Origin of the sequence: Aureispira anguillae, from assembly GCF_026000115.1 — a bacterium.
In the GTDB taxonomy this organism is placed as follows: Bacteria; Bacteroidota; Bacteroidia; order Chitinophagales; family Saprospiraceae; genus Aureispira; species Aureispira anguillae.
Genome location: NZ_AP026867.1, coordinates 2,484,128 through 2,497,918, shown reverse-complemented (window position 1 = coordinate 2,497,918; position 13,791 = coordinate 2,484,128). Strand labels below are relative to the sequence as shown.

Here is a 13,791-nt window from a genome sequence, read left to right as displayed (position 1 = left end):
CCACACAATTTACTGCATGATAGAGTTGTCAAAGAACCATTATTTTAAATAGCATGAAACAAAGAATAGCCCACATCGCATTAGTGGTAAAAGAGTACGACGAAGCCCTTCAGTTTTACACGGAAAAATTAGACTTCACAATTATTGAAGACACTAAATTATCAGAAACCAAAAGATGGGTAGTTATAGCGCCACCAGGTGCCGAGGAATGCTGCCTGCTTTTGGCAAAAGCTGCCGATAAGGAACAAGAAAAGGCAATTGGCAACCAAACGGGAGGGCGAGTATTTTTGTTTTTATTTACAGATGATTTTTGGAGAGATTATCAAAAAATGCTTGATCGAGGGATTCATTTTGTTCGCCCTCCAAAGGAAGAGCCCTATGGAAGAGTAGCCGTATTTGAAGATTTATATGGCAATTTGTGGGATTTGTTAGAACCGAATGAACAAAACAAAGGAGTGCTTACAAAGTAATATTAGGCGCACTGCCCTTTAAGTTGTGTACGTTTATAGAAAGGAAGGCTTAAAGGGCAGTGTATTAAATGCTATAAGGCAACTATGTTTTGGATTTTGGAATCCAAGCCCAAAGCATTTCGGCTTTGATGACTTCTGTTCCTACAGAATCGGTAACGGTTACAGGTACTAATATTTCACCTTTGTCCTCAACCGTTATCAGTTGGATCATTTCTTCATTTAGTGTAGCTATAGCCGTTTGAGCTCCTTGGCTGCGTTTGATATAACTAATCGACATATTTTTCATCAAAGGAATCTTATGGTCTGGCAAATTCATGCCTACGACCATACCTGTTGCTGTTTCTGCCAGTAGAGCAGTTGCGGCAGCGTGAACCTGCCCAATGTGATTTTGGATTTTGGGTTTGTTTTTTAGGGATAAAATGACCTCTTGGTGGCTCATTTTTTCGAAAAGGATACCTGCTGTGCCTATAAATTTTACCACATTTCCAATGCTATAAGAAAGAGCCGTGGTTTGCATAAACTTGGGAAGTCGGTATATATTGCGAACGATTTTGCTTAATTTATTCATGAGTAGATATATTTTGCCTCAATCAGATAGTCATTTTTATCAAATAAAATAACATCTTGAGTGTTTTTTATTGTATAACTTTTGCCTGGGATATAGGTTAAATATTGTTGTGATTCATAGACTTGATTCGATGTTTTTTTGACAACCAGAATAGAGTGAACCTTTTGTCCAATCAATTTGATGTCTAGCACTTGAGTACTTAAATTTTGATCGATGGCTTTGTAGTGGAGTAAGGATAAGCCATCTCCGATACTACTAGAATCAAGGGTGTATTTATCGCTCCAAGATGGTTTATTAATATCACTTTCGTAGAAGACTTTCAATTCTTTTTTCCAATCATCTATTTGTACTACTTTTTCTTCTGTTTTTTTATTGTAACGAATGTTTTTCTGAACCTTAATGTTGCTGCTGTTTAAGTGTTTAACTTCTTGATCTAGAAAGTTTTTTAGGTCAAAAAAGGTAGTTTTGGTTACTGTTGTTTGAGGTTTAATAGGCAATTGACAAGAAAAAATACTTGTTAATAAGCAAAAAAACAAAAAATATTTACTCAGATAATGCATATGGATAGAATCAATTTTTATAATGGATTGTTTGATGTACTAATTCGGTAGAAACATAGATCTATTTCTATTGAAACAAAAGATTTAAATAGTGCAACAATAGAGATTTGGTGCGATCAGTTTTTTGTTCAAAGATACAAAAGAATAAATGGAGCAATCTTAATTTTGTTCAAATCTATAAGAAATTATTGAGGAGCAATTATGAAGTTGTTTAAGAATAGCCTTACATTACTATCTCTAATACGCTGCCGAATTTTTAGTAGAGTAGCGTGTCTCACTAGATAAAAAAATATGAGTCTAAAGATAATACAAAACTCAATACATACAATTCCGCATATTGTTCGGTTAATTTTGTTGGGAACACTGGTCTTATTTGTCAGTCTTTTTTTTCCAACCAACCTCGATTTTGACTATGATTTTGAGCAGGGGAAGCGTTGGAAGCATCACGATTTAAAAGCTCCTTTTGATTTTCCGATCAAGAAAACAAGCCAAGAAATTAGCGAAGAGAGAACCAAAATTGCCAATCAAATTGTGCCCTACTATCGATGGGATAAAGACCTTATAAAGGACCAAAAAGAGCGATTTAAAAGCATTTTTCACCAGGCGTGGACGATTTACGAGCCTACGGATTCTTTAGCATTGATGGATTCTGTTGCCTATATTCAATTTGGGTTCGATGTTTTGGATCATGTGTACCATAAGCGGTTGATTGAACTACAATCTGAACATGCAGAACAAGAAGATATTTTTGTATTTGAATTGTTAGATGGAAACGTCGATCTAGGAGAGCACACAACTGCTGATGTTCTAACCAACAAAGCTGCAATGCAGTTTTTGGTCGATACGCTTTATAGCGTAGAAGAAGCATTGACAGAATCAAAATTTTTATTTGATATACTCGAAGAGATAATAGCTATTCCCAACGTTGTTTTTGATAGCATTGTTACGGCAAAAAGTAGGCAAGCTGCGTTTAATAGTATTTCTCCTTATAGGGGAATGGTGAAGGCAGGCGACCCCATTATAACCAAAGATCGATTAATTGATTCGGTTACTTATTTTAAATTGATTTCTTATAAAAAAAAGTACAATCAAGAAATCAACCAAAATAAAAATAGCTTACTCATTTATTTAGGATATTTGGCCTTAACGATTGCGTTGATTGGTATTTTTGCCTTTTTTGTGCAATTTTACTCGCCACAAGTTTTTTATAATATACGGCATTTGTCGTTGGTTTTGTTAATGATTGCTGGTTATGCGTATTTGGCCTATATTGTAAATGGAATTTATATTTTGGATTTATACGTCATTCCTTTTTGCATCATTCCAATTATTATCATTAATTTTTTTAACGCACAGTTGGCTCTATTTACTCATGTCATTATCGTACTATTGGTAAGTATGCTATTGTCGTTAGATTATCATTTTATACTAATTCAGATTTTGGTTGGAATGGTAGCTGTAGTGAGCAAACTAAAGACAAGGCATTTGTCGGATTTTTTTGTTTCTCTACTGTATATCGGAATTGCCTATGGTGCGGGATTTTTGAGCTTAGAAATCATACATGCAGGAACCGTTTTTCCAATTGTCTCTGCTAATGGAACCGTCATCGAAGAAGGGGTTCGTTGGCACATGTTGGGCTGGATTTTATTTAATGTCTTTTTGACCTTATTGTCTTATCCTTTAATTCCCTTGTTGGAGAAATTTTTTGGACTAACCTCTGATATTACCTTGGTCGAATTAGGAGACATGGACCATCCTCTATTAAAAGAATTGTCAATCAGAGCACCAGGAACACTACAGCATTCTCTACAAGTAGCCAATTTATCAGAAGCAGCGGTTAAGGCCATTGGTGCCAATTCTTTATTGGTCAAAGTGGCTGCATTGTATCACGATATTGGAAAAATGTCTAATCCTCATTATTATATTGAGAACCAAAATGATCAAAACCCTCACGATAATTTAACCTGTTTGGAAAGTGCCAAAATGATTATTAATCATGTAACAGAAGGGGTTAGGTTGGCAAAAAAACATAGATTACCTACGGTATTAATTGACTTTATCTTGACGCATCATGGTACAACCAGAGTTGAATTCTTTTACCGTACCTATCAAAAAGAAAATCCTGATTTAGAAATTGACCCTGCTGACTTTACCTATCCTGGTCCCAAGCCAAGTACGAAGGAACAAGCTATTTTGATGATGGCAGATTCATTAGAGGCAGCCTCCAAAAGTCTAAAGTCGCCAACCGAAGAAGATATTAATGATTTAGTAGACAATATCATTAGAGGAAAGATTACAATGGGGCAATTGGAGAATACTAACTTGTCATTTCGAGAGCTAGAAACAGTTAAAGTAGTTTTCAAAAAATTGTTAAAAAGTATGAATCATGTACGAATTGCTTATCCTAATGATGATAAGCACAAAAATAATACCTGAAAAGTACGCTCTTTATGAAGTTGTTTAAAAATAGAGTTTTGTTGATAATGAGTACTAATTTTTAGATAAACAAGGCAAAAATTTTCTTCATAGCAGCGCTATGGAGCAAATTTTTAACGCAGAGTAGCTAGAAATTAGCTTTCATTAGTGATTTAAGGCTATTCTTAAACAACTTCTATAAGTGAAAAATAGTTTTGTGTTGTTCTTTTAGTTGATTATTAGTTTTATATATAGTAGTTTTTATTGTAATTGTGAAATTGAGTTGCATAATTGTTTTTTTTTCTTTTTTGAGAAGAAAAGATATTTGTAGGGTAAAATTTAATTACCTAAACAGTAACTAAGCATAAAAAAGTATGGGTAAAAAAGAATTATTTTTTCCTGTAAATTAATGTGAACGATTACTTAAAAACAAAGCTATATGATTGTTAATTCTGTTAAATCGCTATTGGTTCTAGCTCTATTTTCAACGTTCTTTTTTATGGGCTGTAAAGACGACGTCATCATTGATCCAGAGCCGACATTGCCATTCGATAACTTGGATGAATTTTTTGATACAAAAGCAGCTCAAAAACAAACGTTTTCGATTGATCCTACCACAACAAAAACAATAACAGGGGCAAAAGGAACCAAACTTACTTTTTATGCCAATAGTTTTGTTGATGCCCAAGGTAATGCTATTACAGGAACGGTGGATTTTGAAATGAAAGAAATTTACGCCAAGGGAGATATGATTTGGTCAAATAGAATGACTATGGCATCAAATGGTCAATTGTTAGAGTCAGGCGGTGAGTTCTTTTTAAGTGCAACATCAGGCGGGCAAGAGGTTTTTTTGAATAGAGATTATAAAATGGAAGTACCTGTTAGTAGTGCTACCTCAAATCCAAATGCGATGGATTTGTTTGTTGCCAATGAGAGTGATTCTACATGGACTCCTGCTGATTCAACGGCTTGGGTTGGTGTTGACTCATCGGGAGGGAATTACAATGTCTATTTTGATAGCTTAACTTGGATTAATTGCGATTATTTTTATAATGCAGCCCAAACCACTCAAATCAATGTAGAGCCACGAATAACAGGTGTTTCTATGACAGATGTATCTGCCTATATTGTATTTGACAATATTAATGCTGTTGCTAACTTGTGGTATGACAGCAGTACCAATACTTTTTCTATATCGGGAATGCCTGTAGGTCAATCGGCAACGATCGTTATTATTGGGATGGATGGCACTCAGCTTTATTTAGGTACGCTTTCGACCGTACTGAACAACAATACAACTTTATTCGTGCCAATGTCGCCTGTTACCCAAGCACAACTAACAACAACCATTGATAATTTATAATTAGGATAATCTGAAGCATTAGAAACTTTATTTCTAATGCTCCAGATTCAAGTTTTTATTTACCAAAGCTAATGGACAAGCCACCCACAAAACGAATGGGATCTTGCGGAGAAGCTCCAAGAGAAATGGCAGAATTACCTGTTGTGTGATAGTATTTATTATTGAGTACATTATTGACTTTAACAAAGACATTCAGCTTTGTTTTTGCCTTTTTGAGAATTTTATATTTGGCAAAAAGGTTCCAGATCGCAAAAGGTGCATTTCCATATTGTGCAAAATTACCATCTATATCCGTATAACCAGTGTTGAACGTAGCCGAACGGTAAATAATACTATTGTTTAGGCTAAAATCATGAAATTTAAACAATACCCCTGCTTTAAAAGTATGATTTGCGGTAAAAGGTAGTCGTTCTAGACCGTGAATGGCTCCGTCCACGTAAGAATAACTAGCGTGTACTTTGAGTTTTGTTTGCTCCTCTCTACCAAATACAAATTGATAGTCTGCACGTAGGGTAGCGCCATAGGTATGGATTAGCTCAGTACTATTGACAGCTTGTTCAGCAACCCGAATAGGAACCCCCTTAAAAGTAGGATTGTCAAAATCGGTTTCAAAAACAATGGCATTTTGAATAAAGTTAGCATAGGCATTGGCACTAAGCGAAAAATCTTCTTTGGTGTATTTAGTAGAAAGCTCTATGGTTCGAACTTTTTCAGGAAGTAGATCTTCATTGGGAACTCTCCAAAAACCTCCTTGAATATGGGTATATTTTCCGTTGTTATCTGTAATAGGATAAAAGGCACCAAAGTGATCGTATTTTCGTTGTGGCGGTGGTTGCAAAAAGCCTTCTCCATAAAAAAGCTTGAAGGTAAGGTTATCGATCGGTTTGTACACTAGCCCCAGTCTAGGATTAATACTGTTGTAGGCTTTTTTATGTTTGTCAGCAGCAAATTCGCTAATGTCTATGATTTGGTCAAATCGAAGCCCCAATGTCATTAATAGTTTATCCTTGATGTTGACACGATACTCGGCAAAAGCTCCTAATATAATTCTACGGATGTAATAAAGATCTTGATAAATTTTTAAACTATTCCCATCAACATCGGTATAGTTGGTGCCTAAATAATAAATATCTCGCTCGACAGAACTGGTCAAGCGCATAGGAATAAAAATAGCTTGTCGGGTAGGAATATCACTACTTTTAGGAAGTGTAAGAGAATGTTGGAGGGTAATTCCAGCCGCAAATTTATGGTATTTGTTAAATTGGTAATTAAATGTTTCTGTTAACCTAGCACCCATGTCTGTACCTGCTTTATAGGCATCTTTATAACTAGAAAACGTATTGAGAAATCTAGTATTAGTAGGAAGAAACATAAAGGTTGCATTAAACAGCGTGTTTAGGCTCCATTTTTTTGAATTTTTAGGAATGTACTTATGTTCTACATTAAGCCCTGATAAAGAACTGCCAAACTTCGATTCTTTTAAATAAGGTGAATATTGAGCCCTTGTACTAACCGAGCTACTGTGTTGTTCTTGATTGTGAAAAACACCAATACTTAAACGTTTGTATCTAAATTTTCCTTGTATAAAGTAGCTAAAACGGCTCATGTTAAAGGGTTCAATAGGAAGTGTTCTTGTACTACCTCTAGGATCAAAGGGGCTATTGAGAACCTGTCCATTTGTTAAATAACTATTGTTGTAAAATCTAAATTCATCTCGATAATGATCATTTAAATTCACCCCATCCGAATAATAAAAACCGCCAGACATAGCAAACGAAATTTCCTCATTGCCAACGCCAAATTGAAAGGCATTGCTCGTGGTATTATATAAGCCATAACTACCCGTTAACGCAGCTCCCTTGGCTTTGATGCCTTTTTTTGTGATGATATTAATAACTCCCATATAAGCATCGGCACCATAAAGTGCAGAAGCAGGACCTAAGATTACCTCTACCCGTTCTGCATAGCGAATATTATAGTTTTCGAGCAGTGCATATATAGTACTAACCATACTGTTATAACGAATACCATCAACCAAAACTAGTATTTTCTCATTGCCATAAATTCCTCTAGAAGATATGGTATTGTAATCTTCTGAATTGGAGCGATTTTGAATTTCTATTTCAGGAATATCTAAAAGCAATTCATTGATTCCCATATAACCTCGATCTTCAATATCCTCAGCAGTAATAACATAAATGGTAGCAGGAGCATCTTTGATGGATTCTTGGGTACTAGAACCTGTTGCGGTTGCCTCATTTTGTTTGGCTTCTAAGGCTGCATAAGTATATATTTCTGTAACTTCGGCAGCGGAGCCTCTAACCAGTTTAAAGTAGGCTAATTTGGTGCGATCTTCTCGAACCTGAATACCTATAATACGGGTCGTTTTAAACCCAAAGGCTGTACATTCTAAGTTGTAAAGTCCTGGTTTTACATTGGCAAAAAGAAACTCTCCTGCGTCCTGAGAAAAGGATTTTGTCTCTTCTTTTTTACCTTTAAAAGGAATTAATTTGATGGTTGCGCCCCGAATGATTTGCCCTGATTCATGATTGGTGACAAGACCACGAATGTTACCACTAATTTCTGTCCAAGAAAATGCAACAGAAGTGGAAAGAAAAAAAATCAGTATGATGTAGATGTTTTTCATTGTATTCATCAGCTAAAATAGAGAGAGTTAAAAAAGACTTATTTTTATTATTCCGTAAAAATTGGATTAGGTGGAGTTATTCCTTCGAATATTAAGGATTGGATAGCTTAGCTTATTCTACCTAATAATCAACCGAATACAAGATGCTTAAAAAAGCCACGGAGTATTACAGACTAGCTTTAACAGTCTCCAAATTGGTAAAGGTATTAGCAAGAGCATTGATGGTATTATCAATTTTTTGTATAGAAGTACTATACAGATTGGCTTGCAAGGGGTCTGAGCTACCTGCTAAATTACTTAGAATACCATTGATGTCAAAATCAGGGAGGGTTTGAGAAGCTCCATGCTTCAACCCAGCAATAAAGGCATAAGCCTCCGTTAAATTATGATAATAAATAGCAGGATCTGCCTGATGTGTTTTGGCATCATTTAGATAAGAAATAGCAACGGCAGCATGGATTTCTTCCCAGTTTGTCTTTAGGCTAGAACGCATGGCATCTCTAGTATCATAATCGCCAGCAGAAATAGCGGCTCTACCTTTCAAATAAGCATTCATAATTTTTGAATTGCAGCCCAGTATAGCATTAACTTTATTGGAGTATCTTGCCCAAAGTTCTAAATTATTGGTATTGCTTGGAAAATCAATAGGAGCGCCATAATAACCGAATGATTCATCCCAATGATGTTCCATATTGGTTCCCTTGCCACTAATAATCGCCTTGTTATCAACATTCATTTTGGTCTCGCCCAAATAAATAACGGTTGCTTGATAATAAAGACAGGCACTTGCCAGACCTTTTTCAATAATTTGAGCCAACTCCATTCCATTGCTATTGAGCAAATAGCTTTTGCTTCCATCGTTGCTAGATAGAATACCTGCTTGCCCTGCGGTAGCGACACGGTTGGTGTGTTGACTAGCAGCCGCTAAAGCTGTCATATAGCTTTCAAAGTTATTTTGTACGATTGGATCCGTTTTGCTTTTTAGCTGTTTCACAGAATTGTTGAGATCTGCATTTGAAAAAGGAGCATTGACGTTAGTGTACATATTGGTCATGGCAACAGCACTTAGAGCAGGAGCACCCATTGTATTAGCTGATTTAGCGTAATCAGCTAGTTCTTTTAACATGTTAATTCTAGTGGTTTGACCAGAGTAGTTGACATTATCAAAATTATACGTAGTAGGGATTATATAAGTAGGGGCCGCTTTTTCGCAAGAACTAAGGTAAAATAGGAACCCAGTTAGAGTTACCAAAAAGTATAAACAATTTTTCATGATAAAATAAGGGGGATAATGATTATAAAATGAGATATATTAGGCACTTAAGGACGAATGCTATGGAACTGAGGGACGTTTAACGTAATTTTTGAACTTTGGTAGGGTTGTCAATACTTATTTCTGCTGTTTTTTTGCAAGAAATATCGGTTAATAAAACACCTTGATCTTCAGCACCATTAAGAGATACCGCATAGAAGCTCAACTTTGTCATATTGCTAGGGGCTTTAAAATAAGCATTAACATATTTGAACATACCTATGCTACCATCATCTTTGATTGTTTTAGTATAAATAACTTTAGAATCAGCCGTAATAACCAATTGTTTGTCACCAGCATTAGGACGGTGCGTATAGGCGAAAACAAGTGTATAATTCTCTGATTTGGTTGTTAATATTTTTTGTTGGATGGCAGATTTGTCGTCTAGTTCAACAAAGTTAGTGTTTACATAACTATCTGCTAAGCCATAAGAATGGTAATCTTTACTGTGTTCAATAACTTGTGCTTTAATTGGTAAATTAGGGTCTTCAAGCAATATTTGCCAGTTGTTTGTTCCTGCATTAAAGTTACCATTATGAACAAGTTCTTGAGCCGAAACAGTGCTCAAGAAGAGGACAAAAAAGCATAAAGGTAGTATTGTTTTTTTCATAGTATTAAAAATTTGGGTGTGTAAAAGGAGTTAGCTTTTCTAAAAAAATCCACAAAGTAAGTATTAAGTTTTAGAAATGCTAACTCATATTGATTATTATTGATTGCGGTTGATAACTACTGTAGTTGTTTTCTCTGCGCCATTTTGGTCAGTAATTTGAAATTTATAAGTGCCATCTTTTAATGTTTTTACATTAAGGGCATTATAGTTATTACCATTGTCCAAGTGAAGAATTCGATTGGCTGCCAACTCATAGCCTTCTTCGTCAAACATTTTCATGGCAATTTCCTTTTGTTCTTCAGATTTCAAAGAGAAAACAAACACATCGTCATTCACTTCATCTTCTGCAATCAGTTCTACATCTAATATTTTTGCCACTTTTTCAGCTGCCATTAAAGAGGTGTAGATTGTACTGATAATTTCTTGGTCATCGCCATTATCCATCAAAAGGACAATCGCAACCATTTTGTCTTCTTGCGAAGGAGCATCCATAGCGAAGGTGCTGTTTAAACAAACCACTAAGCTTAAGAGAGAGATTAAAAATTTCATATTTATATGTTTTTGCTTAAGTAAATAAAAAAATTAACTCTATAGTTAATGTACCACAAAAGTAACCTTGTTGTCGTACAGATAGGTGTTTATTCTTGCCAAAATTTATATTCATTTTTGCCAATGAATAGCCTATTTTTGCCATTATTGTCGATATATGTATTTGGAAAAACACAAGTAAGAAAGTGTTTTATAAGTTGCTTCTAAAGCATCCAAACGTTTGTTGTTGGTATAGGGCTTTTCTTTTTCTATGGAAGAAATAGATTAAAAAGAGACGGGTTGACTCTTATGTTTCTACAATTTAATAAAAAAAAGTAGTTTATGAAACTGATTCTTAGTTTTTTAGTAAAAAAAAGTTGTTATTGTTGCTTTTTTAGTAAAAATGACAATTTTTATTGCAATTGTGTAGCGTGAAATTATTTTTTGAATTAGAAAAAGGAGCGTTGGAATATTCATTTATTAAATGAATTAAAATCCTTGCTTATATGACAGTGCATTAATTAGCGGGTTAGCATACATTTTAAATAAGAAGTCGCTGCCTTCTTTTTGTGCTTCTTTGGGCAACATTTCTAATAACATATCAAAGTACTCTTGCAAAGAAGATTGAATAGGAGCAGGGTATTCATGCTGATAGCGGTCACTTTGCATAAGCATATCATAAGCATAATAATTAATGGGGTGCAATTTGTAATTTAAGTGGATTGCCTTGTCAATAATAGCGGCTAAGGTTTGGAGCTTTTCCTTGCTATCTAATTTTTCGTCTAGTTGATGGAGTCTTTTGTCAAGTGGTTTTTCGAAGTGAAAATGGACATGCCCTTTGTGCCCCTTTATACCCAGCAATAAATGTTGTGCATCTTGGTGAAATGATTTCTTGTAATCAGGATTATCTATTTTTTCTAGATGCTCTTTTGTTTTCAAGAACCCACAAGGGTCATATTCATAAGAAATAGAAACAGGAACAATATTGAGTGCTTTGAAATGCTCAATAGAGTCCGTATTCTTGTTTTTGCAAAGGGTCAACATTTTGAGCAAGGAAATTTGTGTTCGATCATTGCCATCCTTTGCTCTACCTTCTCGTTGGGCAATCCAAATCGAATCTTTTTGTTGTATAATTGTTTCATGGATATAGCTAGAAAGAAGTACTGCATGTTTATAAATTTCTCTAGGGTTTCCAGAGCGTTTGACAACAAAACTCTTATTAATTTTGAACAGTAACTCAGTCAATCTATTGGCAACTAGATTATCGCCAATAGCAATTTGACTTGTTTGCATGCCGTGTTCCAGCAAAACCATATTTAGATAGGCCGAGTCCAAAACAATATCTCGATGATTGGAGATAAAGAGATAACTCTTTTTAGGGTCAAGGTGCTCTAAACCACTAAAGGTAAAATTGCTAATACTACTTTGCTTAACCGTCTTTAAAAAAGGACGAATTACTTTGGCTTGAAAATCATGAGCCGTTTCAACTCGATCTTTTTCCTCTAGGATTAACTTATTCAATTGAACGGGAACAAAGGCCTTCATTCCTGCTAAGAAATCCTGATAACTGAATAATTCTTGAATAGCTGCTCGGACTTGGTCGTCTCGATAAATCTTAGGTTTGATGTTATTATCTTGCATTGATAACGCACGGCTTTTAGTCAAGGACGGTTACTTTTTTGATGAATTTTGTTATTCATGCTGCAAAGCTAAACAAAAACTTTATTTACGATCGGTTTACACGGATAAACTTATCGTTTGATGTGAAAATTACTTAACTAGTTAGTTAATTCTTTTGACTAGCATTAGGTCTTACGTTTTTGTGGGAGGGGGATTCAAAGCGGTAAAGGTGGCAATTAAACCAAAATGATCACTGGGAAACAGATAATGCTTAGGGCTTCTTGCCAAATTCAGTTTAAATCGGTCAAATATTGTCGAAATGATATCTTTGATAATATTGGGGGTTGATTGGGCTTTGTAGATAGGTGTATTTAGGCAAACATCAATTGTTGAGGGTTGCCAATGGTAGAGTTGGGTGAGAATTCGATCTAAACGCATTTGAACATCGTCCTTAAAACCATAAACCCAAGCCAAGGGCCACATCTCATGAATCATGGTATTGATGGTTCCATCAAAGGTATAGCCCTTTTTGTTGGAATGAATACTTTCCCAAGCATCTTGATAGGCTTTAGGAACAATTTCTTGTTCTATATGATAATTCAAGTCTCCTAATATTATTTTATCCTCTTTGGGATAATATTGATGGAGGAAGTGCGTCAATTCATTGATTTGTAGCTGTCGGCGTTCGATATTTTCTTTTTGGGCAGAAAGATGGGTGGCAGCAATGATTAATGGTTGATTTTTAAAATGAATTTTTGCACAAGGAACAGGGCGTTTCAATTGGGGGAGTGTTACAAAAGACAACTCTTTGATAGGAAATTTGGACAAAATTAGATTGCCAAAGTTGTTGATGGTAGCGCCACTACTATCACTAATATAATAGGAGTCTTGCACCCATTTTTCTTGAATGATTCTATGGATATAATTGGGGGTAACCTCATTAAGTGCAATAAGATCAGCATCAAGTTCTTTGAATACGTTAAATTGATGCTTAAAACGCTCTAAGGAGCAAATAATATGATCTTTATGAGGTTTTCCCCACCAGGTGTCAAATAACACATTAAACGTTAAGATCTTAAAAGAATCGGGGCTAGGTATAGAAGCGTCTGTTTGGTGGATAATCCATTGATTAACCTTAGCATTAAATTGATATACAGGACTGAACTTCATATCTAATTCTAACTTTAGAGAAAAGTAACTAAGCAGAACTAATGATGGTAAATTTAGCGGATAATCAATTCTGCTTAGTTACTTAACAAAGGCCCAATTTAGCTCTGTTTCAATGATGACCAAAAAATCAAAAACTATTTAGTTTGCAATAATTCTATAACCTGTTCTATAGGGCGACCAATTACAGCTTTATCGCCATGAACAATAATTGGGCGTTGAATTAATTTAGGATGCGTTAGCATTGCGTCAATCCATTCTTTTTCTTGGAGTGTTTTGTCTTTGTACAATTCTTTGTAAATGGCTTCACTCTTGCGAACTAGTTGAGACGCTTTTATTCCTAATTTTTTTAAAATATCTTCTAATTCAGCTTTATTTATGGGAGTTTTTAGATACTCAACGGTAGAAAAATCAAGCCCTGCATCTGTTAAAAAATTGAAACTTTCTCTACTTTTTGAACAACGGGGATTGTGGTATATTTTTGTTTTTACTGATTGCATGATAAAAGATTTGATAAATGTTATAGGACGA

General features: G+C 35.0%; 12 protein-coding genes. 3 read left to right on the top strand and 9 right to left on the bottom strand.

Translation table 11 applies throughout. The annotated features are described in order from the left end of the window. Window positions 1–53 precede the first annotated feature (53 nt). Entirely contained in the window at window positions 54–470 is a 417-nt protein-coding gene (locus AsAng_RS09580) for a VOC family protein (RefSeq protein ID WP_264792557.1), read from the top strand. A gap of 82 nt (window positions 471–552) precedes the next feature. On the opposite strand, the gene AsAng_RS09575 is transcribed toward AsAng_RS09580, so the two are convergent. Continuing rightward, window positions 553–1,038: a DUF4442 domain-containing protein gene (locus AsAng_RS09575; RefSeq protein ID WP_264792556.1), complete on the bottom strand. Its 486-nt coding sequence runs from the start codon at window positions 1,036–1,038 to the stop codon at window positions 553–555. Continuing rightward, the gene (locus tag AsAng_RS09570; RefSeq protein ID WP_264792555.1) at window positions 1,035–1,598 is read right to left on the bottom strand and encodes a hypothetical protein; all 564 of its coding nucleotides are present in this window, start codon (window positions 1,596–1,598) and stop codon (window positions 1,035–1,037) included. Before AsAng_RS09570 ends, AsAng_RS09575 begins: the two co-directional genes overlap by 4 nt. Before the next feature lie 291 nt (window positions 1,599–1,889). Between AsAng_RS09570 and AsAng_RS09565 the strand changes: the two genes are divergently transcribed. Both AsAng_RS09565 and AsAng_RS09560 read left to right on the top strand, forming a co-directional pair. Beyond that, window positions 1,890–4,034 (top strand): HD family phosphohydrolase, encoded by a 2,145-nt coding sequence (locus tag AsAng_RS09565; protein ID WP_264792554.1) that lies wholly within the window; start codon window positions 1,890–1,892, stop codon window positions 4,032–4,034. Window positions 4,035–4,452: 418 nt separating this feature from the next. After that, window positions 4,453–5,376, top strand: coding sequence for a hypothetical protein (locus AsAng_RS09560; protein ID WP_264792553.1), 924 nt, complete (start codon window positions 4,453–4,455; stop codon window positions 5,374–5,376). A gap of 55 nt (window positions 5,377–5,431) precedes the next feature. Here the strand turns inward: AsAng_RS09560 and AsAng_RS09555 are convergent, their stop codons facing one another. The 7 genes from AsAng_RS09555 to arsC all read right to left on the bottom strand — a co-directional run bounded on the left by AsAng_RS09555 (window position 5,432) and on the right by arsC (window position 13,760). Then, on the bottom strand, window positions 5,432–8,023 hold the full coding sequence (locus AsAng_RS09555) for a TonB-dependent receptor (protein ID WP_264792552.1): 2,592 nt from the start codon (window positions 8,021–8,023) through the stop codon (window positions 5,432–5,434). A 166-nt stretch (window positions 8,024–8,189) separates the two neighbouring features. Then, window positions 8,190–9,296 (bottom strand): DUF4856 domain-containing protein, encoded by a 1,107-nt coding sequence (locus AsAng_RS09550; protein ID WP_264792551.1) that lies wholly within the window; start codon window positions 9,294–9,296, stop codon window positions 8,190–8,192. A gap of 79 nt (window positions 9,297–9,375) precedes the next feature. Beyond that, window positions 9,376–9,945, bottom strand: coding sequence for a DUF642 domain-containing protein (locus tag AsAng_RS09545; RefSeq protein ID WP_264792550.1), 570 nt, complete (start codon window positions 9,943–9,945; stop codon window positions 9,376–9,378). 96 nt (window positions 9,946–10,041) lie between these two features. Next, entirely contained in the window at window positions 10,042–10,494 is a 453-nt protein-coding gene (locus tag AsAng_RS09540) for a T9SS C-terminal target domain-containing protein (RefSeq protein ID WP_264792549.1), read from the bottom strand. 468 nt (window positions 10,495–10,962) lie between these two features. Beyond that, entirely contained in the window at window positions 10,963–12,114 is a 1,152-nt protein-coding gene (locus tag AsAng_RS09535; protein WP_264792548.1) for a 1-acyl-sn-glycerol-3-phosphate acyltransferase, read from the bottom strand. A 171-nt stretch (window positions 12,115–12,285) separates the two neighbouring features. After that, window positions 12,286–13,263, bottom strand: a complete 978-nt coding sequence (locus tag AsAng_RS09530) for an endonuclease/exonuclease/phosphatase family protein (protein WP_264792547.1) — start codon at window positions 13,261–13,263, stop codon at window positions 12,286–12,288. Between the two features lie 134 nt (window positions 13,264–13,397). Then, on the bottom strand, window positions 13,398–13,760 hold the full coding sequence (arsC, locus tag AsAng_RS09525; RefSeq protein WP_264792546.1) for an arsenate reductase (glutaredoxin): 363 nt from the start codon (window positions 13,758–13,760) through the stop codon (window positions 13,398–13,400). Window positions 13,761–13,791: the final 31 nt, after the last annotated feature.

Excerpts from the sequence above, each read along its gene's own strand:
- AsAng_RS09550 (WP_264792551.1), bottom strand. The coding sequence starts at position 9,296 with ATGAAAAATTGTTTATACTTTTTGGTAACTCTAACTGGGTTCCTATTT.
- AsAng_RS09565 (WP_264792554.1), top strand. The coding sequence starts at position 1,890 with ATGAGTCTAAAGATAATACAAAACTCAATACATACAATTCCGCATATT.
- AsAng_RS09570 (WP_264792555.1), bottom strand. The coding sequence starts at position 1,598 with ATGCATTATCTGAGTAAATATTTTTTGTTTTTTTGCTTATTAACAAGT.
- AsAng_RS09560 (WP_264792553.1), top strand. The coding sequence starts at position 4,453 with ATGATTGTTAATTCTGTTAAATCGCTATTGGTTCTAGCTCTATTTTCA.
- AsAng_RS09530 (WP_264792547.1), bottom strand. The coding sequence starts at position 13,263 with ATGAAGTTCAGTCCTGTATATCAATTTAATGCTAAGGTTAATCAATGG.
- AsAng_RS09575 (WP_264792556.1), bottom strand. The coding sequence starts at position 1,038 with ATGAATAAATTAAGCAAAATCGTTCGCAATATATACCGACTTCCCAAG.
- arsC (WP_264792546.1), bottom strand. The coding sequence starts at position 13,760 with ATGCAATCAGTAAAAACAAAAATATACCACAATCCCCGTTGTTCAAAA.
- AsAng_RS09535 (WP_264792548.1), bottom strand. The coding sequence starts at position 12,114 with ATGCAAGATAATAACATCAAACCTAAGATTTATCGAGACGACCAAGTC.
- AsAng_RS09545 (WP_264792550.1), bottom strand. The coding sequence starts at position 9,945 with ATGAAAAAAACAATACTACCTTTATGCTTTTTTGTCCTCTTCTTGAGC.
- AsAng_RS09540 (WP_264792549.1), bottom strand. The coding sequence starts at position 10,494 with ATGAAATTTTTAATCTCTCTCTTAAGCTTAGTGGTTTGTTTAAACAGC.
- AsAng_RS09580 (WP_264792557.1), top strand. The coding sequence starts at position 54 with ATGAAACAAAGAATAGCCCACATCGCATTAGTGGTAAAAGAGTACGAC.
- AsAng_RS09555 (WP_264792552.1), bottom strand. The coding sequence starts at position 8,023 with ATGAAAAACATCTACATCATACTGATTTTTTTTCTTTCCACTTCTGTT.